Raw genomic sequence first — 22882 nt, 5'->3', positions numbered from 1 at the left:
ACAGCGCGGCCACAAGAGACCGATCGCGCGCTGAACGGGGCCCGCGAAGCCCTACGCGCGCGCGTCGACCGGGAGGATCCGGACTGGGTGTTCTGGGTGAACGACGCAGAGAGCGACGTCATGGCCGGCCGGTGCTCATGCTCGGGGGCACCAGGCGAAAGCCATGCCGGCCGAGATTCTGCACGACCAGCGGATGAGCCAGTGCGAAGCGCTGGTGATCGGCGAGGGCGAAACGCGGGTCGCCGCCCTGCTCGATGCGATCAACGCTGCGGCCGATGCGCCCGATCTCGCGGTCATCCTGCAGGCTTCGCCGGAGGTGACCGCGGCCCGGTCGCCGAGCGCGGCGCACACGATCGGTTCCACACCGGCGAAGACAGCAGCCGCCGGGAGCTAGCTCTACGAACTGGCCGCGCAACGGCTGGCGCAGCTGTGGCGCCAGCCGGTGCTCGACTTGGATACCGCCGAGGCCGCACCGCGCGAGGTCGCCGCGTATCTCGCACTCGAATCGCCACGTTGATGGACGGTCCCACCACGGAGGCGGCCTCGGCGTAGCCTGCCCTGCGAACCCGCGGCAGTCTCGCGGTCTCGCAGTTCCAGCGCACGTCACCTGTGAGGATCTCGCCGGATGCCCAACGACCAGCACACCGTCATCGACGTGCACGTCATCCTCGCCCGCGGCGACGACCTGCTGCTCATCCGGCGCCGTGGAAGCTACGGCGGCGGCATGTGGCATCTTCCCTCCGGCAAGCTCGAGGCCGGGGAGTCTCTTCCTGCTGCCGCGGCTCGCGAGGCCGGGGAAGAGGCCGGCGTGCACATCGACCTGCCCGACCTTCGGCACGTACACACGCTGCACGTCACCGGCTCCGGGCCGGTGCCGCGACTTGGCGTGTTCTTCGAGGCTCGACGCTGGTCGGGAGAGCCGTACAACCGCGAGCCGGACAAATGTTCGGCAGTGGAGTGGTTCCACCGCGACCGCCTGCCCGAAGACGTCATTCCCTACCCGCTTGCCGGCATCCAAGGCTATCTCGAAGGCCGGACCTTCGACGTGCTCGGATGGGCCGACGAAAGCAGTCCGGTCCTGACCTGAGGATGAGGAGTGACGTCGTGCACGTCGAGTCCAAGTCGACTTGTCCACAGGTGGGTCGAGGTGTGGACAACCTGTGGGCAGCCGGTGGACGTTCGCGAAGGCAACGTATCTTGATCCCGGTCACATAAGGCCGGTCTGCTTGCGCTAAGCTTCTTCGACTTCGTCGAGCCCTGCCGGCTGCCGGCAGCCGGAGCCGTACCTACGTCGACGGCGCATAGGCATGAAGGACCACGGCAACCTGGAGCAGCGCAGCAGCGCCCTGAACAGGGCCTTCACCTGCGCGTCCCAAGAATTTCAACCCCTTCGGTCCGAAACCTGATCGCCGCCATGCTCGACACGCCCGGCTAGACCGCAGCCGCGCTTCTAGCGCTGGCGGCCCACGCCGGACTCTGACGAACCTGGTCGGGAACGGCGTCGGCTTCGCCCTGGCCATTGACGCCAGCCTGCGCACGGCCTGTTGCCATTGCGGGCACAACTGCCGCCCGTACGGTGGACGGCGTCTCGACCGTCCGCACCGGCGACTGGCCGCGATCGATCGGATGAGTGGATCGAGGACCAGATGACGGCTGTCCGCGAGAACTCGAGGATGACTACTTCAGCCGAAACGGATGTCGTTGTCGTTTACCTGGCGGTGGTCGTGGCAGGCTTGGTCAGATGGAGCTGGTTTCGGCGCATGTCCATCGCGCGTTGGCGTATCTGCGGATGTTGAACGACAACGGCGTCCGGTGCAGAAGGATCTCGACTCCTTCGCGGTGTCTCCATCTCCGAAAGACGCTGAGTATGGCGCACCGTTCCTCGGAGCGAGTGCTCTCGCGTTCTTCCAGCAGCTGGTGCGCGATCCGGAGCCGGTGGTCAACTACCTGGTCAAAATGGGTTGGGCCAAGCTTCTGGAAGACGAGCGGGTGCAGCTAAACGAGCTGGGCCGCATCGTTCTCTTCGGACTGGGGCAGGAGGGGCTGACGGAGCCCCAACCGCCGGTGGTAGCCGACGTCATGCTCGAACCGAAAGACCCGCTCGCGTGGCTCAACCTGACCCGCATCGTGGCGACGGCCGGCGAAGGCTTGTTGGTCGACGCGTTCTTCAAAGCCGACTACGTGCACTGGCTCGTCGATAGCACCACGATCCGTCGACTGCTGATCTCGTCCAAGCACCCCCAGGGCCAAGCACGACCTCGCCTTAGTGGCCGTGGCTCTCGGGACCGTGCCCAGAGCGGAAATCCTTGAGGTGCGCGCGACCAGCAGTCCCGAGTTGCATGACCGGCGCATCATCGACGCCGACGGCGATGTTCGGCTGCTGGGCTCATCGGTCAACGGCGTCGGCCGAAATCTCACCGCGATCATGAAACCGGACGCAGAAGTGACGCGGCTCTATCGCGACCGCTACGAATCCCTCTGGAAGAACGCGACCGTCGTCGACCCCAAAAATCCCGCCGCCGGTGCGCCGCCCGCTCCTCTGCCGCAGCAAAATTCCTAAGCCGGCGACCATGACCGACGACACGTGCCCAGCGAAAGCTGACCGCCGCGTGGTGCGTGACGGTGTCACTTGCGCTCAGCGGGTAGTCGGCGTAGCTAGGCAAGGTAGGAGCCAACCGGTTCCGAGAAGCCCGGTGCGACGGCACCGCGCCCCGATCGCCGCAGCGTAACGTCGAATAGCCACCTGGTCGCGAGGTCGAAATCAAGAGCGTTCGCGAGCGTTGAACTTCTTCTCATTTGGTCGGGACAGCAGATGCAGCAGTGTTGGCTGTGGTTCCACCGGAGCGTGACCTCGAAGATGGAGGCGCGTCGTCGCCGGATGGAGAACGTGGTGACGCTGCGGCGGCTGGCCGAGCGGCCCAACGGCCCGATCGCCGCGTTCGTGCCCAAGGGCGGCTGTGCGCTGCAGCTCGACCTCGTCCACCTCGTCCGCGCAGGGGTGACGGCCATGTCAGAAGCCGACCTCGACCCCGGCAAGCGTCGGCTCGAGCGGGACGTGGTCTCGCCGCGATTCGAAAGCGGGGTCGATGCCGGCTCCTAGCGCCTGATCAGCCTCGACTGGCCTACCTGACCCTCGCCATCACCGCCGGGGACGGCCACGAGCTCGGCATGCGGCTCCAGCTGCCGGAAGGCGACGTTGGTGATGCCGGCCATGGGCGCGAGCACGACCGGCGGATCGACCTCGTAGGGCCGATCTTCAGGGCGGGCTCAGGGTGGCGGTCACGTCCTCCATTGTCCGTGGTGACGGCAAGCACGGTGACCTAGTGTTCTACGAGACGGTGCCCTTCGAGACCAAGGCGTGGCACGCTGTTACCGTGCGCGATTCAGAGCGGCCGCCGGGTCCCACTTGCTCTCATCACGGTGGCTTTCCGCCGCGGTTGAGGGATCGATTGCTGGGACGGTCGGGGCGGTGCACTGCCCTTGGCGCGGGTGGTACACGGTGCATGATGAGAGTCGATCGTCGAGGTCGTGTCCGGAGGATCATGGGAGATCGGACGGAAGACGTTATCGATGCTTGGAGGGTGGTTATGGCCAGCCAGCAAGACCAGCCGGTGAAGCAGCGGTCGCCATGGATTTCGGGGTCGTTCTATCTGGCGGTCTTCCTTGCCATCGTTGCGATTCTGCTTGTCGCCGGTCGCGTGTTGTCGATCTGGGTCGTGCCGGTCATCGTCGTAGGCGGCCTGCTTGGCGTCTCGGTCGTGGGTGCGCTTCAACTCCGTCATGATGACCGGCTCAGTGAACGCGGGTTCCTGAAACTCATGGTGGTTGCTGTAGGCAGGCTGCCTGCAACGCTGGTTCGACGTCCTTCGCCCGTGCAGCCAACGGCCGAGAGTGAGGAGGGCGTCTAAGTGCTGCCTTGAGCAGGCGCAATCCGAGTTCGGCCAGCGGGTCGGAGGATTAGAAGCTCAGCTGCGGGCCTCTGCCCTTGATCCGGCGCCATGTCTGGGCCGCGAGTTCGCCGACCCACGTGGAATCAGCCCGGAGCCCGTCGCTGTGGGCCCGGACGATGAATGCCGGGGCGCGGGATCCGCAAAACGGGCAGTCGCCACGCAGTTGGTGACTGGTGCGCGGCGCCAACGCGACGTGTCGGCCGACCGCGACGATGTCGCTGGGATCGTCGGAAGCCGTGCAGAACGTGGTAGGCAGGCCGTTGGAATTACCTGTGAGGGCAGAACAGCCCATCTCGGAGTGGTGGCAACGCCACGCACGTGGAGGATCGCCGGGATGCGATCCTGTCCGCCGCCTGGCCAGCGATAGAGGCGAGAATGTGAGGTAACCCGACCGCGCACTATGGTCGTCCCGCACACGGTGGGATAGAGCAGCCAGCAGCGGCTCGTCGATGGCACTCGGCGGCATGGAGTTAGGGTCGAGCCACTATGAGTCGGAAGTCCAAGATCCAGGTGCTCACGTGCAACGTTCAGCGAGCCAGCGTAGCGAGGACTCGCCGGCAAGTCGCTTGGTTGGTCGCGAGCGGTGCTGACGTGCTTGTTCTTACCGAGGTGTCCGCGGGGGAATCGGGCGAGGTATTGGCGCAGTTGCTGGTGGACCGGGGCTTTGGCGTGGTACTTCCCAAGCCGAGTCGGGATGATCGATATCGGGTACTTGTGGCCGGTCGTGAGGTCGAGCCGACAGGTGTCGATGTCGGTGTTGGCTCGGTGCGGCACCGTTGTGTCGCAGCGCGCATCGCACTGCCTGCCGGCGAGATCGGAGTGACAGGCCTGTACGTGCCCTCGCGAGGCTCGGCAGATCGCCGCAATCACGATAAGCGAGCATTCCAGGATCGTGTCACGGCTGCTCTACCAACGATTGTGCCAGCGCTGGACGTGATCGGGCCCACCGTGATCACCGGTGACCTCAACGTGGTGGAACCAAGCCACCAACCACGCTATACGGTGTTCGGTGAGTGGGAATACGACTTCTACCGGGCATTCAATGAAGCGGAATTCGACGACGCTTTCCGTCTCAAAGAGCCGACCGAGATGGACTACTCCTGGTTCGGTCGACCGTCCCGCGAAGGCAGACGTAACGGGTACCGGTTCGACCACGCGTTCGTCAGCCGCGCCCATCGCGACGCAGTGGCTGCGTGTCGCTACGACCACTCGGTGCGCACAGCTGGACTGACCGACCACTCCGCGTTGACCTTGGTGCTCGACCTGGCCGGTGTAGAGGCGTAAGCCTTCCGGTGGATGAGACAGGCGATCGGCGTGGGCTGCAGAAGGTGATGACAGAGCGCTGCTAGGGTCCGCCTCGCGCCGCTGGGCGCTGGTAATCGTCGTTGCTGAGAGCGGCGGTACCAACTGAGTGCGATCGTGCTGGAGGGCTTCGAGATGACGGTGGTTCAAGATCCGCGTGGCGTCGTGCACGACCTCGTAACAGGGGTGACTCCTCTCGACGAGCACGAGGTTCAGGACAAGGCCGCCACCTTGCAGTGGATCCGCTCCGGTGCACCGCTGTTCCGAATCGCTCGTCCGGCCACACCCGATCAACACCTGTGTGTCTACTTTGCTTTGTTGGACGACGCCCGCCGTTCGGTTCTGCTGGTCGATCATGTGAAAGCTGGCTTGTGGTTGTTCCCTGGCGGGCACGTCGACGATGGCGAGGACCCGCGCACGACGGTGCTGCGCGAGGCCGCCGAGGAACTGCGTATCGATGGTGAGTTTCACTCGCGTTTCGGCGATGAGCCGCTCTTCCTGACCGTGACGAAGACTCGTGGCGAGCACAGTCACACCGACGTGTCGTTCTGGTTCGTCCTCGCGGCCGACCAGGACATGCGGATCGAGGCGGACCCTCGCGAGGCGAATGAGGTTCGCTGGTTTAGCCTGGACGACCCCGCGCAGTGGGCCCACGATCGCTTCGATCCGCACATGGCGCGCTTCCGCAGCAAGCTTCTGGCCTGCCTGGGCACTCCGGCGCTGGTCGGCTAGCTGCGACCCTGACCTGCTGATCGCCTACTGGGACGGAGGGGTCTGCCCAGGGTCTGGTTGACACCTCACCTGTGAGGCTTCAGCCTCACCTGGAAGGATGTCACCGTGCCCAAGCCCTACCCCCGCGAGTTCCGTGACGACGTCATCGCCGTGGCCCGTCGCGGCGAGGCCCCGTTGAAGCAGGTCGCCAAAGACTTCGGGATCTCCGAATCGTGCCTGGCCAACTGGCTGCGCTCGGCCGACGTCGAGGACGGCGCGCGGCCCGGCGTAACCCGGGACGAGTCCGCCGAGCTGCGGGAACTGCGGAAGCGGAACCGGCTGCTGGAGCAGGAGAACGAGGTCCTGCGCAAGGCCGCAGCCTATCTCGCGCAGGGCAACCTGCCGGGAAAATAGCGTTCCCGCTCGTCCGTGAACTGGCCGCGGCCGGCGCCCCCGTGCGGGTGCCGGTCGCGGTGACGTGCAGGGTGCTGGGGTTCTCCCGGCAGGCCTACTACCAGTGGTGTTCGTCCCCGGTCTCGCAGCGCGACTTCGACGACGCGCATCTGATCAACGCCGCCCTGAAGATCCATGCCGATGACCCGGCGGACGGGTACCGGTTCATCGCCGACGAGCTCGCCCGACAGGGCTTCGCCGCGTCGGAGAACCGGGTGTGGCGGATCTGCTCGATGCAGCAGATCTTCTCGCTGCACGCCAAGAAGAAAGGCCGTACACGTCAGGCGGGGCCGCCGGTGCACGACGACCTCGTCCGCCGCGACTTCACCGCCGCCGCACCGAACACCAAGTGGCTGACCGACATCACCGAGCATCCCACCGGCGAGGGCAAGCTGTATCTCTGCGCGGTCAAGGACTGCTACTCCAACAAGATCGTCGGGTACTCCATCGCCGACCACATGCGAGCCTCACTCGCCGTTGGCGCGCTGCGCAACGCCATCGCACTGCGCGAGCCACACGGCGTCGTGGTCCACTCCGACCGCGGAGCCCAATTCCGATCAGCGGCCTACCGGCGCCTGCTGCACGCTCATGGGCTGACCGGGTCGATGGGGCGGGTCGGTGCGTGCGGTGACAATGCCGCGATGGAATCGTTCTTTTCATTGCTGCAAAAGAACGTTCTCGATACCCGGCGGTGGCGCACCCGGGAGGAGCTCCGGTTGGCGATCGTGTCCTGGATCGAGACGAAATACCACCGCAAACGCCGGCAACGCGCCCTGGGCAAGCTCACCCCAGTCGAGTTTGAGACCATCTACACAGCCGCAGCAGCGGCCTGAAAATAGTCAGCTCCGGTGTCAACCGAAGTCTGGGCAGCCCCGAGCTCCGTTTGTTGTCACACGGTCCGGTCGCAGCCCGATGGTGGTGAGCAGGGCGGCATGGTCGCTGAGGTCGTCGCTGCGGGTGGTGTGGTCGTAGGCGCACGCGCTGATGTCTCCTGCACCGTCACTGACCAAGCTGTGATCGAGCCGTTGGCTGCCGAAGCGCGGGTTGATCCAGCTGTGGTCGGCGCCGGTGGGGTTGAGTTCGCGGTAGGCGTCACGCAGGCCCAGTGCGAGCAGACGGGTGTAGAAGGCGTAGTCGTGGTCTTCGAAGGCGGGCAGGTGGGGCCGATGGTTGGGCTCAACGATGTTGAGGTCACCCATGACGCACAACGCTGAGTTGTTGATCTCGGCGAGGTAGCCGAGGAATCGGCTCTGGAATTCGCGACGACGCTGGCTGCTTTCCGCAGTCATGCCGTTGGTCGGGCCGTAGAGGCCAACGAGGCGGACTGTGGTGCCGTCGGTGGTGAGGTCGACGGCGGCGACACGGGGATCGAAGCCGGCCGGCTGAACCGGTGTGGCCTGGACTCCTCGCGTGGCCACGACGGCGCAGTACCTGGCGTCGTTCCAGCCTGGTGGACAGGTGGTGGTGAATCCTTCCGCCTGGAGGGCGGCCAGCATGTGGCGCCCGCCTTCGGAGGGCTGCATCTCGGTCAGTACCAGCGTGTTGCTCTTGGTGGCCAGCAGCCAGTCCACGATGCGTTGAGCGCGACTGGGATTGGGACTGTTGACGTTGAGCGCACACACGCGCAGCTCGTCTACGGTGCCGTCCTCGGCGGTGGTGCTCTCGCTGGTTGTGGCGCCGAAGAGCATGCCCTGCCAAGCATCGTCGGTCACGGTGTGTCTACCTTCCGTCGTGAACTGCGGATCCGCTCACTGAGCTGGGGGCTGCGATGAGGTGTTGGATGCGGGTGATGGTGGCGGCGAGCTGGTCGGGGGTCAAGCGTTTGCTCGCTCGTTGTTCGGGTGATTCTTGGGCTGCGCCGTGAACCCAGAAGAAGCTGCCTGCGGCAGCGTCGAGGATCAGGAATCGCTGCTTGGCGGCTGGGCCGCGGACCAGCAGGGAGATCGTGTCGGCTTCGGCTTGCACGGTGTGCACGCTGGTGTGGTGGAGGGCGTAGGTCGAGCTGGGTTGTTCGAATCGCTCGTGTATCGGGACCAGGCTGTCGGGATCGGTGTCTTCGCCGAACTGGTCGTCGCGGCCGAAGACGCGGTGGGTGTAGCCGCCGCGGAAGATGTGGGTGGCGAAGCTCCACCGGTGGTTGTGAGGCCGGTCGAAGAATCCTGCCTGGTAGACGTGCAGCCGGAGCCGGACACCGAGGTCGGCCGCGTCGTAGAGGACCAGCTTGTGCATGAAGTCGTATCCCTCGCACATGCTGGCCAGGTGGGGGTCATCGGCGACGGCGGCGACGAGGGTGGACAGGAGTGCAGGGTCGCCGGCCAAGGTGCGGAACAGGGGTGTGCAACCGCGCAGGATCGAGGTGGTGTTGTCCCAGTCGATGTCATCAAGCGCGGCGAAGCTGGGATGCGGTGGGATAGTCATGGCTGGATCACCGTCCGTCGAGGTCGTCGTTGCAGGCATAGGGGGAAGCATCGAGCACGCGTTTGAGATGCGGATGCAGGCGGTAGAACTGCGTGCCGGCCGCAGGTTGAGGGGTGAGATCGGGTAAGGCTCCGGTGTCTGCGACATGCGCGGCGCCGGCCAGCAGGAGCCGTACCTGAGTGGTTTTCACTCTGCCCGCCAGCGTGGCCACCGGGGCAGTCGGTACGGGATGCGCTGCGATGACCTCCCCGGCGTCGACGACGGTACGGGCCAGGTGAAGGCTGCACACGACTGACTGGTTGTTCAGCAATGCCCATCCGACGGCGTCCATCCCGCGGTGGGTGGGCAAGGCGCCGTTGTGGGCGTTGAGGACACCCAGCCTGGCGGCACCGAGCACGCGGTCGGGAACCACGGGCATACCCACCAGAAGCACCACGTCCGCCTCGACGGCGCGGATCACTGCGACCACGTCGTCCCACGAGTCGGCCGTAGTGGTGGGCACACTGCTCGGCACGCTGGGCGAGGCCGAGGGGCCGGGCGACGAGGGTGGATACCAGGCGCTCGAGTAGTTCGAGGGCTGCGACGGACCGGTGTGCGAGGCGTACCAGCACACAGCCTCGATTGGCAGGCCCGCGGTGGTCGCTGTGGTCACCAGACGTCCGGCGCTGCGGGAACCAGCACCTGCCAGCACGGCGATTCGTGCCCGGCTCGTCCTGGCGAGCGGGCTCACCGATAAGGCCTCGTCACCGGCGCTAGCGGCCGGAGGGAGGGTGATCCGGTTGGCCAACCTGCGCCGAAGCCGGTCGGTTGCCTCACCGAGCAGCCGTGCGACGGCCGCCAGCTGGCCGGTGACGCCCGCCTCGTGCCACGGCCCATCTCCAGGGCGGTTGTGCTGCGCCCACACGGCACCGGTGAGTTTGCACGCCGTGTTGAGGAAACGCAGGTCGCCGCTGGACTGGGAGAGGCCGACCCAGCGTGCGGCCAGCGCCAGCCAGGCCGCGCCGGCCTCAGGGGTCAGGTGGGCTAGCCGCGCGCGAACTGGAGGTCGGAAGAGGCTGCTGGCCTCGATGCGGTGGAGGAGGACAGCGTCGGCCTCGGTCGGCCCTGGTGGCGCGGCTACGGGACCGTTTTGAGCGCTCGGGTGGTGGGCTGTGCGAAGCCGCCGCAGCGCAGCCAGGGTGGTCGGAACGGAGTGCAGGCTGCGTGCGGGGCCGGTGACCGGAAGGGCAAGCAGGTCATCGAGGGTGAAGTCGCCGTCGACGTCGACCCGGACGGGATGGCGTGTGATGACCGGCCTGCGCGGGCCAGCCGGCTCGGCGGCGGGTGGGGCGGTCATCGGGTCACCGCGGCGGAGACCTTGACGAGAGCGTCGAGGTAGCCGGCCACGAGCGGCTCGTCACCTTCGTAGCCCCAGAGCGGGAGCTTGATGAAGGTGTCGGCGAACGCGGTCACGCCGGGCACGTCGGCGGTCGGTGGCGTGCCGGGTACCCATGGCGCGAACGGGTCCCGGCGGGCGAACAGCGGCTCGGAGCTGATGTCGCGAGTCGATCCGGGGGCGTCGACGTCGGCCGCGCCCTCGGCGTGGCACAAGGCCACGAACTCGTCGCGGGTCACCGAGGCATTTGTCGGGTTGAAGCGCAGCCCGAGCACATACAGGCCATGCTGGCCGTCTGTCTCGGGAACGACCGCGGGTTCGATCACGGGGTTGGCGGCGAGGCTGGCGGCGTAGCGGGTGAGGATCGCGCGACGTCGGCGTTCGATGTCGGCCGCATGGTCGAGTTGGTGGACTCCGATGGCAGCGCCCAGCGTGGTGATGCGGTGTTTGAGGCCCATCCCGGTGAAGGCGTACGGGTAGTACTCGGCCGTCGGGTCGATCTCCTGTTGGCAGCGCTTGTTGTAGTGCCCGAACAGCAACGCCAGCTCCCGGTACCGGTCGTTGTTGGTGACTAGGACTCCGCCTTCGCCGGTGGTGATCGCCTTCTGGTTGGTGGAGAACACGGCCATGTCTCCGAACGTTCCGACCCGCTGCCCGCGCCACGTGGCGAAGTGGGCGTGGGAGCAGTCCTCCAGCAGCATGAGGTCGTGGGCGCGGCAGAACTCGACGATCTCGTCCATCGGGCATGGGTTGCCCCACATGTGCGTGACGATGACCGCCCGGACCGATGGGGTGAGTTTCTTCGTCAGGGTCGCGGCGGTGAGGTTGCCGTAGCGGTCGGCATCGGCGAAGCGGACCTCGATGCCGTCGTGGGCAAAGGGGGTGGCCGTGGCGAAGAAGGTGTAGGCGGGCGCGAGAATCGCGTCACCGGGCTGTAGGCCGGCGATGCGGCTCATTGCGTGGATGGCTGCTGTGCCGGACGCGAACGACACCGCGTGTGGCACTCCGACGAATCGCGCGAAAGCCGACTCGAACTCCCCGATCACGCCGGAAGCGTCCCGGTCGGATAGCGACCGGTGTAGTTGCCTGCGGACCGTCTCTTCCAGGTCCGGGGTGACGGCGGGCCACTGGTAGTGCGGTCGCGGGAGGTCGAGCACTGGTGTTCCGCCATGGACAGCGAGCGGACTGGTTGTGGTCATCGTGGCACCTCTCGGTTGCTCGGCGTAGCCGCCGTCGCCGCGGGCTCGGGATGGGTCCGAAGCTCGGCGACGATGGGTGCGAGCCGCCGAGCGGTGTCAGAGATGGGCTCGTCAGGGTCGAGCTGAATGGTGTGCCAGCCGTGTCGGTCGGCGAATGCCTGCAAGTTCGCGGCGGTTTTGGTCTGGTAGTCGACGAACGTGTCGCGTCCCAGGTCATCGAGGCCGCCGTAACTGGCGTGCATCCCCAGCTCGGCTGGCCGGAATTCCTGGCGACGGTCGTAGACCGCGCCGGCATCGGCGCACAGCAGCACCACCGCGTCCGGCATCCGGACGCGGTCGAAGAGCACGGCGAGATCGGGTTCAGTGAATCCTTGCAGGAGGAGCTTGGCGAAAAACTTGTACAGCCAGCCATCGACGATGACATCGAACCCGGCCTCCAGCAGAGGTCCCACGACCGTCTCGGTGTGCGCGGTGAACCACGCAGCCTGCAGCGACACCCAGAACGCGTCGGAGAGGTCGGGGGCGTCGCCACTGTGCCACAGCATGGTGGACACGTGTTCCATCAATGTGGCCGCGTAGGCCGAGGTCGCGGAAATTTGCCTACGCGAGACAAAAGCCAACGCTTCGTAGGTCTTCGGCAGATGCGATGCCGGAGGCTCGAGTCGAGCGACGGCGGCTTCGTAGCCGATGTCGGCGAGGGTGCGCGCGAGGGACGTTTTGCCGACTCCGTCGGTCCCCTCCAACGTGATGAAACGGCCAGGCACGCGTGCGTCTCCTCCCCGTGGGTGGCCGTGACCCCGTGGGGCACGACCACCGATTCTCGTGACGGCTGATGAGCGGGGCAACACCCGAACTCCGGCGACTTTGTCGGCGGGTGAGGCGTCATCGGAGGTCAGGTACCGCATGGGTCGTTTGCGTTGATCAGATGCCATCCCTCAGTGCCACTCCATCGGGTGAACTCGTGATCGAGCAGGTGGAGGCTTGTCACCGGTAGGGTCGCGCGCACGTGCTCGATCGCGAGCGACAGCGTGCTCGCCAGCTCGCTGGCTGCGGTGTCCAGGAGGGCGAGAACCGCCGTGTCCAGCGCCTGATCGGGGACGTTCGGCCGGTAGCTGTGGATGAGTCCGAGCATTCCGGTGAGTACGTGGAACGCGCCGTCTTTCAGTACGACCCGCGCGGCGCGCACCCGACGTCGTGGCACACCGTCGAGGATCTTCTCCAGGCTCTTGAGGGTGTAATCGAGGGCGAAGTGGCGATCGACCCACATTTGCGCACGGCGAGAGCAGACGCCGATCCGCCAGTCCGCGAACTGGGCTTCGACCCGCCCCATTGTGGGGTCGGCAGGGCCGGCGAGTCCCCGGGATTGCACGGCGCGGGTGTACGGGGCGCCGATCAGGCACTCCATCGAGACCAGCATGTAGGAGATCTCGGTGTAGAACGGCCGCCCGGTCGAGTGCTTGGCCGCGAAGGCCGGGTCGGTGACGCCGTCCACGATCTGGGCGACCGACAGTTCAGGTAGCGGAGCCAGCAGCAGGTCCGTGCGGGCCTGGAAGGCGTGGCTGGCTGCCAGCTCGTGTTCGGTCATCAGGTGGTCGAAGGTGATGTAGGTGAATCGCGTCGGTACACCGAGGGCCGAGAGGGTGCGAATCGCCACGGCGTTCTGCTCGGCGGTGCTGTCCTTGGCGAACCGTTGCAGGATCGAGGTCACGCCGGACTCGACTCCGAACAGCATCCTGCGAAGACCGGAACCGAGCAGCTCGCGCCACATCGAGGCGCGCTCGATGTGCCAGGCGCGATCGCGATCCGGGCGGACGACTTGGTCGATCCTGCACGAGGATTCCCAGGTGAATCCCGAGTCGCTGATCGTGGTCGCGACGGTCAGGGCCCGGTCGACGGCGTCCTCGCCGCGGCCGATGAACTCCTCGTCGACCACGTAAAGGGAGCGCGAGATCGTCGGGTGCCGGTCGGCGACCTTGCCGATCTCGGCCAGCATCCACGGCAAGCTGGTGGCGTTGCCGCCGGACCAGGAGCCTTTGTGCCCACGGGGACAGAACGAGCAATGGCTGGTGCATCCGCGGGAGATCTCCAGTTGCGCCACACCGTTGTGCGCGAATGTGGCGTCCAGCAGGTCCAGTTCGGGCAGGAAGTCGTCCCGGAGCCGGTTCGGTTGCACGGCTGTGCGCCGTGGCGTGGTGCCGATCGCGAGGGCGCCACCGCGCGGTGCTCCGCCCGGAGCCGGTTCGGTTGCACGGCTGTGCGCCGTGGCGTGGTGCCGATCGCGAGGGCGCCACCGCGCGGTGCTCCGCGATAGCCCAGGCCGCGCACAGCCGGGAGGTCGCAGTCGCCGTGGTAGTGCGCAATAGCGTCGGCGATCGTCGGTTCGCCGGCCCCGCGGGCGATCAGGAGCTCGGGGTATTTGTCCAGCAGCATGCCCTCGTTGCGGACGGTCAAGCTGCCACCGGCGAGCACCAGTGGCGGGGCCGACATCTGCATTAGTTGGTCGAGCAGTTCGATCATGAGGTCGTGCTGGCCGAATGTGGCCGAGATTCCCACGATGTCCGGCCGTTGATCCTGAACCCACCGGGTGATGTCGTCGAGCGACGCGCCGAGTTGCATGTCGATCAGCTGCACCTGCCCCATCAGTGTGAGCCGTGCCGCCCGGGCAAGGTCGGAGATCGCGAGCGGAAAGCGGGGCAGAGGGAACCACTCCGGGTGATACAGCGAGGTCAGCAAGATTCTCGGCCGGGCCAAACGCTCGGGGGCGTCGCCGGCCAGGTCGGCGGTGGACAGCCAGCGCTCCGGCTCGGCGACGGTCACACGGCCGGCCGTCCACGACGGCCATTCACGGGTGCAGTGCGGCTGTCCGGATAGGTCGGCGACCACCCAGCCGCCCAAGGCGACGGGCCGTTCGGCGAACAGGACTCGGCGATCCAGTCCTCCGGTGAGACTGAACCTGCCCGGCACAGCCTCTGCTACGAGCTTGCCCAGCCTGCTCAGGTCCGTCTCGGGGATTTCCGGCAATGCGGCCACGATGTGATCCGGGAGGTTTCCGTCGGCTGTGCTGGCGCGCATCGCCTCGATGAGCCGACCGTAGAACGGGGAATCGTGCCCGCGCCCGAGGGCGGTTGTGGTGCGGATGTCGTGCAACATGCCCATGCCGTGCCTCCCACCAGGATGTGCCGTGGACCAAGCACACCTGCTAGAGAACCTGGCGGACAAGCGCGCCGGACACATCCGGACTGTTCGGCCAACTGCAGGCCCCTCACCTGCATTAATGTGCGGCCAACGGTGCCGACACGGGTAAGGTTCGGACAGTATGGGACACGTGCCGATCCACCCCAGAGTTCGATGACAGCGCCGCCCGACGACGTGGACCCGCTCGACGCCAGCAGCGTCGCCGAGTTCGCCGCATGCCTTCGTGCTGTTCGTCTGCGCGCAGGCAACCCGTCCTACCGGACCTTGCAGCAGTGGGGCGCGCGCAACAAGATCCCCCTGCCACGCAGCACCGTCCAAGACGCTCTCGCCGGCCGCCGCCTGCCGCGCAAGACCCTCGTTCTCGGATTCGTCCGCGCATGTGGCGTCCCCACCAGCGATCGTCGCTGGGAAATCGCCTGGACCCGGCTGGCTGCAGATTACACGGGTACAGCCACTGCCCCTCGGACACGCATCCAGCAGAGCCTGACTCGCGACTTCGCGCCGGCAGGCTTGCTGCGGATCGGCTCAACCTACCTCGGCGAGCTGGAGTGGAAACAGCTCTTCGCCGAAGTCACCGAACTCGACATCGTTGTGGCGTACGGACAAACCTGGCGCAACATGCACGCCCGAGAACTCACCCAAGTGGCAGCCAGGCCCAACAGCCGGATCCGCGTGTTCCTGGCTGACCCCGAGGACGAACTCACCGTCGCGGTCCTGGCGGATCGTTTCGACACGACGCCCGGCGAACTGCGATCACGCATCACAGCAACGCGCGAAGCGTATGAGGCCCTCGGCCAGTCCGGTCGCACGCGTGTCGAGGTGTACTACCGACCGGGTGATCGTGTCTTCAGCTTCTACCGATTCGATGACATCGCCGTCGTCGGGCTCTACAGTCACTCCCGCACTCGCGGCGCCGCCGTTCCGGTATTCGTCTGCGCACGGCCCGGCGAACTCTATGAGTTCATCCAGGACGAACTCACCGTCATCCTCGAACAGAGCAGGCTGGCATGACCACACCCCACACTGACGAACACGCCGATCGCCCGCTGATCCCGACTCGTCAGCTAGGTGCCACCGGCATTACCGCACCCGCCGTCGGCATCGGCTGCTGGGCTATCGGCGGCCCCGACAGCAACCTCGGGATGCCGATGGGGTGGTCCACTGGCGACGACGACGCACGCTCACTCTCTGGGCTGGAAGCAGCGTGGCAGCACGGCGCCCGCCTCTACGACACCGCCGACGTCTACGGCCACGGCCGATCCGAACGCCTCGTCGGTCGGCTGGTCGCGCAAGTGCCCCGCCATGAGATCGTGCTCGGGTCCAAGGTCGGGTACTTCGCCGGCACCGCCGAGCATGGCTTCGAGCCTCGTCACATGCGGCGTCAGCTGGAACAATCGCTGGACAACCTCCGCACCGATCACCTCGATATCTACGCGTTCCACCACCCCAACTTCGGCGTCGACGATCGGTGGCTGCATCCGGCGCTCGAGGCCATGCGAACGTTTCGAGACGAGGGCCTGATCAACGCCATCGGGATGCGGGGCCCGCATCGTTTCGCGCTGGACCGGCTCAGCACCGGCCCTGATCAGCGCGGCGACAAAGTGGCCCGATTTCGAGCCCTGTTCGACATCGTCCAGCCCGACATCCTGGCGATCCGGGACAACCTGTTGACCCCGGCGTCTCGGTCGGAGGGCGTGTTCTCTTTCGCCGACGAACACAACGTCGGAGTCCTGATCAGCAAGCCGCTCGGCCAAGGACTGCTAACCGGCACCTACCGTTCGGATGTGCAGCGCGTGTTCGGCGACGGAGATCACCGGCTCCGGAAGCGTTGGTTCCAGCCTGACGCAATTCAAATCATCAACGCGGGACTTGATCGCGTCCGCGCCCTTATTGGCCCGCGCAGCGAAGACCTCATCCGGGTCGCGTTGTGGGGATGCCTGAACCGCTCACCCAACGCAGTCGTGCTCGTAGGATTCACCACACCCGATCAGGTTCAGATGAACATCAGCTCACTCGGGCGACGGCCGGACGCTGCGGAGATCGCTGCAGCGCGGGACATCATGGCCGAAGTGCAGACGCGCCTCGATGCTGCCGGTGAAACTGTTCTGACTACGCCCACGCCTTCGTCCCTCGCTGAATGACGGCCACGACTTGCCCTGGGTCGTGGTGGTCACCCGGCTACGCGAGACCGCTCGCCGACATAAAGGCCCTCTGGTGCTCGGAACCCCGGACCACACAGCGCTCAGCTGAAGCCGCAAGCTGAGCGTACCGGCCATCACCCGAGCGCCACCTCGAGTCGCGAAGCCGGTCGGCGGCCGCTGAGCAGCGTGGACGTCCGGAGACGGTTGGCCGCAGTACTGCCCGTGCCCGCGACGGCGTTCAGACTAGCAACCCCGATAGCGTGGCGGCCGGGCGCATCGACCCGACCCCTTTTAGGGTGGGGAGCAAGCCGGCCCCGGAGGAGGACGACGTGCGCCGACGCAGCTTCTTGAAGGCCGGTGGCGTGGCCATCGGTGCCGCTGTCACCGGCGCCCCGGCCGCAGAGGCCGCGTCGGCGATGCCCGTGGCACTACCGGCCCCGGCTGTCGTGCTCACTACCCAGCTGTCCGACGTCCTCATCGGTGCCCGAGCTTCCATTGGTCCGGCGCTGCCAGCTGCCGGCCTGACCCGCGCACTCGCGGCAGCACGCGCATCCTTCGGCAAGTCCGACTTCCTGGCGCTCGCCGACCAGCTGCCGGCGTTGGTCCGAGCTGCAGAAACCGCTCAAGACGCCGGAGCTACAGCCCAGGCTTACACGCTGGTCACCCGCGCGCTGGTCAAGCTCCGCCCCGCGGGGCTGGAGTGGATCAGCGCCGACCGCGCCGTGCGGGCTGCGGAAGCAGCAGGTCAGCCGCTCATTCTCGCCGAAGCCGAGCGCATGCTCTCCGGTGTGTGCCGCCGCACCGGTGACCACGACCGGGCGGGCACCCTCGTCGTGCAGGCAACCGACCGGCTGGCGCTCGACGGCCGAGACCCGCGCCACCTCCTGCTGCACACCAGCCTGCTGTGCACTGGCGGATATTCCGCCGCGCGGGCCGGCGACGGCGCCCGAGCGCGTAATTTGCTGACGGAGGCGGCTGCGACCACGAACCGGCTCGACGGCGCCCTGGCTGCGCGGGCTCGGGCGAACCTGCTGAGTCATCGCGTTTCGGTGGAGCAACTGCTCGTGAGCCGGGGGCTGCGCTGCGGCACGCTCGCGAGGTTCGCGGGTGCGGTTCCCTGACGTCGAGCGGGAGGGGCGTTACTTGGTCGACCTCGCCGCAGTCCAGCTGCAGCTCGGTCAACTCGGGCCGGCGTACAGCACGTTGCTGGCCGCCGAACGCCGCGCACCCGGTGAGGTGCACACCCGCGCTGCCGTCCGCACCATCGTCGACGCGCTGCTGGACCAGAATCGAGCAGCCGTGCCGGGAATCCGAAACCTCGCCGCCCGGGTGCACGTACCAGCCTGACCAAGGCAATGCCGCGACCGCTCCCTCGTCGGATCTACCCGATGAGGCGGATCAGGCGCACATCGCGGAGGTTCGCCATCAATTCACCCACACAACACGGTTCGATGACGAATAGCCGAGGTAAATCGAACGGAGGTACCGTGACCCACCACACCGGTCCCTGGACCGAAGTCGACCTCCTCGCCATCGACCTCGAAGGCAGCGGACCTCAGGACCCCGCCGGCGAAGCGATCCTCGAAATCGCCCTCGTGCCGATCCGCCACGGTGCACCCGACCTCGATCGCGCGTTCAGCTCCTTGATCAATCCGGAGCGAAAGATCACCCGCGGTCTGTGGACGTCCCCGGGGATCACCAACGCCGTACTCGAGCACGCACCGACCTTCGACGAGGTCGCACCGAAGATCATCGAACTCGTCGCCGGCGCATGGCTGGTCGGTCACAACGTCCGCGTTGACTGGCGCTTGCTGAACAAGGCGCTGCCGGCCGCCGAACCTGTCGGGCTTGTCGACACCCTACGCCTGGCTAAGCATCGCCGACCCGAACTCAAGAAGGGCCACGGGCTCCAAGCTTGGGTCGAACGTCTCGACCTTACTGACACGATCACGCAGGCGGCGCAGAGCAGCCAACCGCACCGCGCGCTCTGGGACGCCGTCGCGACGGCGACGGTGCTGGAAGCCTTCATGCGCGACCAGTCGGCTAACGACGCGGATTTCGACGCACTCCTGACTATTGCCGGACTCGACCTGGACGGGAACCCGCATCCGACGAAACCCGCCGATCAGCAATCCCTCTGGGATTCCTTCTAGTCGCCCAAGTCCTCCCGATCGGCACGACTTCAGCCCGCCACTTGGGATTGGATCCATGCAGCTCACCGGCCCCGGACACTGGGACTCACCGCAACACCCCCGACGAGGCCATCGGTCTCTTGGGCGCCGCGGTCGACCAAAGCGTCACACAGATCGACACCGCCGACGCACTACGGGCCCCACGTCGCCGAGACGCTCATCCACGACGCGGTGCACCCTAAGGCTCGATAGCCTGCCTCTTCGACTCCGCCGAACAGCTCAAGGAGACTTACGGTGTCCTACACCAGCTTCGTTGACGTCCTGATCATCCTGGAACGTGACGAGCACGTCCTGCTTGCTCAGCGCGCGGGCACCGGGTACGCGGACGGCCAGTGGAATCTGCCCTCGGGCAAGCTCGAAGACGGCGAGGACATGGTCGCCGCCATCATCCGGGAAACCCGCGAGGAGATCGACGTCGAGGTGGACCGCGATGATCTGGAGATGGTCACCTCGGTCCATTACCTGAATCCTGAAGGTCAGGCGAGGGTCGGGTTTTTCTTCCGTACGCGGCAATGGCGGGGAGAACTACGCAATGCCGAGCCCCACAAGTGCTCGCAGATCGCATGGTTCCCGAACGCCTCGCTGCCAGCGAACACAGTGCCATACACCCACGCGGGTGTGGAGCTCTACCGTCGTGGCGAGCGGTTCGGGCTGCAAGGTTGGCCTCCTCCAGCCGGGTCGGTGTTGGCGGGGCGCTGACTCCGGTGGCGTGCTGGTCCGGTTGGCTGAACGATTCCCATGTCGTCGTGGGGTTCTCGTCAGGGCGTCCTCTGGTCTCGCATGTGCGCCATACAGGCGGACCTTTCCTTGACGAATCGGTACTTGCGCCGCGGGCGGCTAAGGTGCCACCGACGGGCTCGGTCGTTCCCTCCCCCTCGGCGACCGAACTCGCTCGTCTACCAGGTGCACCTGCTACGAGCCCGGTTCGTGGGTAAGCCGTGCCGGCCGGTCGTGAGGGGCCTGCCTGGGGTCGGGGTACTCGGTCACAACGGAAAAACCTGCCGATCCTCCAGGTGGCTGAGGGCGGCAGCGCTGACCGGCTCGTCGTTGCCTCGTCCGGCCTCATCTTGCAGTGTTACGCCGCTGCCGGGACGGTGAACTCACCGTCCGCTGCGCCAGCGGTGAAGGCGGCCCATTCATCGTCGGTGTAGGTGAGTGTGGTGGTTCCGTCGAGGCTGTGCAGGCGCGCGCCGCCGGTGGAGGAGTGTTCGATGCGCAGGGCGTGGTTGCTGCCGGCGGCTGCGGCGCCGGTGACTTCGGCGATGAAGCCGGGCCAGGCGGCGATGTCGACGTTAAGGACGGGGCCGGTGCCACCTCCGGCGAGGTCGGGGCGGCGCGGACGTCGCTAATGGTTTTGCGGTGAGAGCCTGGCCGGCGAGGGCGACGACGAGCGCAAACCAGCTCCAGGTCCAGACTCGACGACGACGTCATGATCAGCCCGCAGGCCGTGCTCACCGAAGACCGCACACACCGGACCACCCACCCTGACGGCCAACGTCAGGGCTCGGGCGACTGGACGTCAACGCCGGCCACCATTCACCGCGGCGCGACCATCGGCGCTGGCGCTCGCCCCGCACCTGGTACCGAGATCGGGCCGTACGCCTGGTCGGCATCGGCTCCGTAGTCTCGCGCGACGTCGCCGCGCACGCCCCTGGTTCTGGGCAATCCGGCGCGCGAGGTCGGCTGGGTCTGCGGCTGCGCGGGCACCTTGCACGACCGACTGCGGTGTCCGCGGTGCGAGCGGGCCTACGACCTGGTCGCCGACCGGCTGACCGAGATTCAGACCGGCCGGTAACCCGACGCCGGTCACCGACGGTCCCTGCGGGGTGGGTAGCGTCGCCGCGATGACCCAGGGATGGCTACCGCCCGCCGAGTACTACGCCACGCTGCCCAAGCAGATCGCCAGCGCCGGCCTGATCTTCCGTGACGCCACGGGCCGCGTTCTGCTCGTCGAGCCCACCTACGGCGCCGAATCCTGGGAGATTCCCGGTGGCGGACTGGAGGAAGGCGAGTCCCCGTGGGCGGGCGCGCGCCGCGAGATCAAGGAAGAGCTCGGGTTCGACCTGCTGCCCGGCCGGCTGCTGGTCGTGGACTGGGTTCCGCCGCAGCCGGACGGACGTCCCGCCCTGACGAACAATCTGTTCGACGGCGGCGTCCTGGCCGAGGACCAGATCGCGTCGCTTCGGTTGGCCGACGGCGAGCTGAAGCGCTCAAAGTTCGCCACCGCGCCGAGGCTGCGGGAATGCTCCGGCCGCACATGGCACGCCGCGTCGCCGTGTGCCTCGACGTAGTGGACACAGGCCGCACCGCCTACCTCGAAACGGGTTCGATCCGCTTGGGCCGGGCGACGTCTCCTAGCCAAGCTGCCAAGCGCAGGGTCGGGCACCTGGCCTGATCGAGGTGGGTGTCGCGGTGGCTGACATGGCGACATCGGTGCGATGCTAGGGCGATGTTGGCTACCGTCGATGTTCGCCGAACGCCGGGTGGACTCCAGTTGACGATGACCGCGCCAGGTGTTTCGGGTGGGTGGACGATGCGGCTGCGCTACGACCAAGCAGAGGAGCTGTCGACCGCGCTGAGGACGGATTCTCCCGCGTTCCTGGGTGGCGCCGTCGGCGCCGGACTGGCCTATATCCCGCACTATCCCGAGGCCGAAGACGGAGTACTCGCTCGCATCGAGGGCGAGATCACCGAGGATCTGCGCAACGCCACGCATCTGGTCCGCACCGACCTCCAGGCGATGCGCGGCATCGGGGATGCCCTACGGGCGCACATGCCCGATCGGCTGGAGCCGATTCCCTCCGATCCGGCGGCGCCATGGACGCCGACTCCATTGACCTGATCAGCGGGTGGCTGGGAAGGCCGCGAAGTCGGTCTGCGCTTGTCCGACGGCTTCGGGGTCGCGCTGGCGAATAACATTGTGTTTGCTTGAGGCGACCGCGGATGTTCGCCAGTTGTGACCGCGGTTGCTGGTCGAGTCCACGATCAACCTCTGTGGGAAGTGCTCATTTCTGCGAGGTGGCGACCTCGATGGGATTTCGCCCCACGCACCCTCCCCAAACCCGGCAAGCGCATGCGGCGTCGGCTGATCAGGGTGTTGGCCCTAGAGGGTGAAGAACAGAGGGCAGTCAGTACTTCCAGGTCGATCCGGTGCCGCGGTACTGCTCGACCGGGATCGGCTCGACGCCTTGGCGCATCTGGTCGATGTATAGCGTGCCGTGCAGGTGGTCGACCTCGTGAGCGACGAGGCGAGCGACCCCGCGCTCGAACACGGTGATCTTCGTCAGACCATCGATGGTGGTGTGCTCGACGTGGATCAGGGTTGAGCGCGGGACCTTCCCGCGGACGTCGAAGAAGGACAGACAGCCTTCGTACTGCTCGTCGACGTCTCCTCCGGACTCGACGATGGTGGGGTTCAACAACGTGATCGCGTTGCCGTCCGGTGTGCGCACGATCGCCGCGGACCGGTCGATCCCGATCTGTGGCGCGGCAAGCCCCATTCCTTTGCCGAACGTGTGGGTCTGGGCGACGCGGTCGCATGCCGAGTTCAGCCTCGCCACCACGTGGCGGGCGTCCTACGCCTCGGCAGGAAGAGCAAACCGGCGGGCGATCCGGCGTAGCGCCGGGTCGGTGTCCTGCACGATGCCGAGTGAGGCCATCACGGAGCTGGGCGTGGGCGGCGGACTACCGCCGGCGAAGACGTTCGCTTCGGCGTCCGGTCCGCCGGTGTTGGTCGTGCCCGTCGTAATCGCCGCCTCTGTTGATCGAAACCGTGAGCATACGCGGATGCACCGTGAGTCGTCTCTAAGTCTTGTTGGCACTCCGATGTCGCGGTGTTCTCGATCTACCACTGCTCGGCGGCGCCCCCAGCCAGGCCGACGAGCGGTGATGAACTGCTAGGAGTAGTGCTACCGCCGCACAGCACGCTGACGGTCTACGGGACTGA

At 66.7% G+C, this 22882-nt stretch carries 24 protein-coding genes; 17 read left to right on the top strand and 7 right to left on the bottom strand.

Features of this window, described 5'->3' with window-relative positions; genetic code table 11:
* Positions 1 to 163 precede the first annotated feature (163 nt).
* The 9 genes from ACFPLC_RS42695 (at position 164) to ACFPLC_RS42655 (ending at position 7249) form a co-directional block, all read left to right on the top strand.
* On the top strand, positions 164 to 394 hold the full coding sequence (locus tag ACFPLC_RS42695; protein WP_378194752.1) for a hypothetical protein: 231 nt from the start codon (positions 164 to 166) through the stop codon (positions 392 to 394).
* 231 nt (positions 395 to 625) lie between these two features.
* Positions 626 to 1087 carry an NUDIX domain-containing protein gene (locus tag ACFPLC_RS42690; protein ID WP_378194749.1) on the top strand — a complete coding sequence of 154 codons (462 nt, stop codon included), beginning with the start codon at positions 626 to 628 and terminating at the stop codon, positions 1085 to 1087.
* A 725-nt stretch (positions 1088 to 1812) separates the two neighbouring features.
* The gene (locus ACFPLC_RS42685; RefSeq protein WP_378194747.1) at positions 1813 to 2310 is read left to right on the top strand and encodes a hypothetical protein; all 498 of its coding nucleotides are present in this window, start codon (positions 1813 to 1815) and stop codon (positions 2308 to 2310) included.
* A gap of 1 nt (position 2311) precedes the next feature.
* Positions 2312 to 2560: a hypothetical protein gene (locus ACFPLC_RS42680; RefSeq protein ID WP_378194744.1), complete on the top strand. Its 249-nt coding sequence runs from the start codon at positions 2312 to 2314 to the stop codon at positions 2558 to 2560.
* Positions 2561 to 2812: 252 nt separating this feature from the next.
* Complete coding sequence (locus ACFPLC_RS42675) at positions 2813 to 3100, top strand: hypothetical protein (protein WP_378236174.1); 288 nt, start codon at positions 2813 to 2815, stop codon at positions 3098 to 3100.
* Positions 3101 to 3587: 487 nt separating this feature from the next.
* The gene (locus ACFPLC_RS42670) at positions 3588 to 3908 is read left to right on the top strand and encodes a hypothetical protein (protein WP_378194739.1); all 321 of its coding nucleotides are present in this window, start codon (positions 3588 to 3590) and stop codon (positions 3906 to 3908) included.
* A 528-nt stretch (positions 3909 to 4436) separates the two neighbouring features.
* Positions 4437 to 5234, top strand: a complete 798-nt coding sequence (locus ACFPLC_RS42665; RefSeq protein ID WP_378194736.1) for an endonuclease/exonuclease/phosphatase family protein — start codon at positions 4437 to 4439, stop codon at positions 5232 to 5234.
* A gap of 135 nt (positions 5235 to 5369) precedes the next feature.
* Positions 5370 to 5984, top strand: coding sequence for an NUDIX hydrolase (locus tag ACFPLC_RS42660; RefSeq protein WP_378194733.1), 615 nt, complete (start codon positions 5370 to 5372; stop codon positions 5982 to 5984).
* A gap of 105 nt (positions 5985 to 6089) precedes the next feature.
* Positions 6090 to 7249 (top strand): IS3 family transposase gene (locus ACFPLC_RS42655; RefSeq protein WP_378208302.1). Its coding sequence is split into 2 segments (ribosomal slippage): positions 6090 to 6368 and positions 6371 to 7249, totalling 1158 coding nucleotides; the frame shifts between segments, so codons are not numbered across the junction.
* An 18-nt stretch (positions 7250 to 7267) separates the two neighbouring features.
* Here the strand turns inward: ACFPLC_RS42655 and ACFPLC_RS42650 are convergent.
* From ACFPLC_RS42650 to ACFPLC_RS42625, 6 genes are all read right to left on the bottom strand, one after another.
* Entirely contained in the window at positions 7268 to 8128 is an 861-nt protein-coding gene (locus ACFPLC_RS42650) for an endonuclease/exonuclease/phosphatase family protein (protein WP_378236173.1), read from the bottom strand.
* 7 nt (positions 8129 to 8135) lie between these two features.
* Positions 8136 to 8834, bottom strand: coding sequence for a hypothetical protein (locus tag ACFPLC_RS42645; RefSeq protein WP_378194727.1), 699 nt, complete (start codon positions 8832 to 8834; stop codon positions 8136 to 8138).
* Positions 8835 to 8841: 7 nt separating this feature from the next.
* Complete coding sequence (locus ACFPLC_RS42640) at positions 8842 to 10170, bottom strand: formyltransferase family protein (RefSeq protein ID WP_378194724.1); 1329 nt, start codon at positions 10168 to 10170, stop codon at positions 8842 to 8844.
* Complete coding sequence (locus ACFPLC_RS42635; protein WP_378194721.1) at positions 10167 to 11408, bottom strand: DegT/DnrJ/EryC1/StrS family aminotransferase; 1242 nt, start codon at positions 11406 to 11408, stop codon at positions 10167 to 10169. Before ACFPLC_RS42635 ends, ACFPLC_RS42640 begins: the two co-directional genes overlap by 4 nt.
* On the bottom strand, positions 11405 to 12172 hold the full coding sequence (locus tag ACFPLC_RS42630; protein ID WP_378194718.1) for a dTMP kinase: 768 nt from the start codon (positions 12170 to 12172) through the stop codon (positions 11405 to 11407). Before ACFPLC_RS42630 ends, ACFPLC_RS42635 begins: the two co-directional genes overlap by 4 nt.
* 1114 nt (positions 12173 to 13286) lie before the next feature.
* The gene (locus ACFPLC_RS42625) at positions 13287 to 14564 is read right to left on the bottom strand and encodes a radical SAM protein (protein WP_378194712.1); all 1278 of its coding nucleotides are present in this window, start codon (positions 14562 to 14564) and stop codon (positions 13287 to 13289) included.
* A 192-nt stretch (positions 14565 to 14756) separates the two neighbouring features.
* Here ACFPLC_RS42625 and ACFPLC_RS42620 point away from each other — a divergent pair, with 192 nt between their 5' ends.
* From ACFPLC_RS42620 to ACFPLC_RS42585, 8 genes are all read left to right on the top strand, one after another.
* Entirely contained in the window at positions 14757 to 15614 is an 858-nt protein-coding gene (locus ACFPLC_RS42620; RefSeq protein WP_378194709.1) for a hypothetical protein, read from the top strand.
* Positions 15611 to 16744 (top strand): aldo/keto reductase, encoded by a 1134-nt coding sequence (locus ACFPLC_RS42615; RefSeq protein ID WP_378194706.1) that lies wholly within the window; start codon positions 15611 to 15613, stop codon positions 16742 to 16744. The genes ACFPLC_RS42620 and ACFPLC_RS42615 overlap by 4 nt, the downstream gene beginning before the upstream one ends.
* A 422-nt stretch (positions 16745 to 17166) precedes the next feature.
* Entirely contained in the window at positions 17167 to 17865 is a 699-nt protein-coding gene (locus ACFPLC_RS42610; RefSeq protein WP_378236172.1) for a hypothetical protein, read from the top strand.
* Positions 17852 to 18091 (top strand): hypothetical protein, encoded by a 240-nt coding sequence (locus ACFPLC_RS42605; RefSeq protein WP_378194701.1) that lies wholly within the window; start codon positions 17852 to 17854, stop codon positions 18089 to 18091. Before ACFPLC_RS42610 ends, ACFPLC_RS42605 begins: the two co-directional genes overlap by 14 nt.
* 140 nt (positions 18092 to 18231) lie before the next feature.
* Positions 18232 to 18897: a 3'-5' exonuclease gene (locus ACFPLC_RS42600; RefSeq protein ID WP_378194698.1), complete on the top strand. Its 666-nt coding sequence runs from the start codon at positions 18232 to 18234 to the stop codon at positions 18895 to 18897.
* A 273-nt stretch (positions 18898 to 19170) separates the two neighbouring features.
* Positions 19171 to 19635, top strand: a complete 465-nt coding sequence (locus ACFPLC_RS42595) for an NUDIX hydrolase (protein WP_378194695.1) — start codon at positions 19171 to 19173, stop codon at positions 19633 to 19635.
* 1145 nt (positions 19636 to 20780) lie between these two features.
* Positions 20781 to 21227 carry an NUDIX domain-containing protein gene (locus tag ACFPLC_RS42590; RefSeq protein ID WP_378194693.1) on the top strand — a complete coding sequence of 149 codons (447 nt, stop codon included), beginning with the start codon at positions 20781 to 20783 and terminating at the stop codon, positions 21225 to 21227.
* Between the two features lie 242 nt (positions 21228 to 21469).
* A complete protein-coding gene (locus ACFPLC_RS42585) occupies positions 21470 to 21778 on the top strand; it encodes a hypothetical protein (RefSeq protein WP_378194690.1) in 309 nt (102 codons plus the stop codon).
* Positions 21779 to 22064: 286 nt separating this feature from the next.
* On the opposite strand, the gene ACFPLC_RS42580 is transcribed toward ACFPLC_RS42585, so the two are convergent.
* Positions 22065 to 22499 carry a peptide deformylase gene (locus ACFPLC_RS42580; protein ID WP_378194687.1) on the bottom strand — a complete coding sequence of 145 codons (435 nt, stop codon included), beginning with the start codon at positions 22497 to 22499 and terminating at the stop codon, positions 22065 to 22067.
* Between the last annotated feature and the right edge of the window lie 383 nt (positions 22500 to 22882).

It is taken from the genome of Amycolatopsis plumensis (assembly GCF_042652605.1).
Classification (GTDB): Bacteria; Actinomycetota; Actinomycetes; order Mycobacteriales; family Pseudonocardiaceae; genus Amycolatopsis; species Amycolatopsis plumensis.
This window is presented reverse-complemented; position numbering and strand designations above follow the sequence as displayed.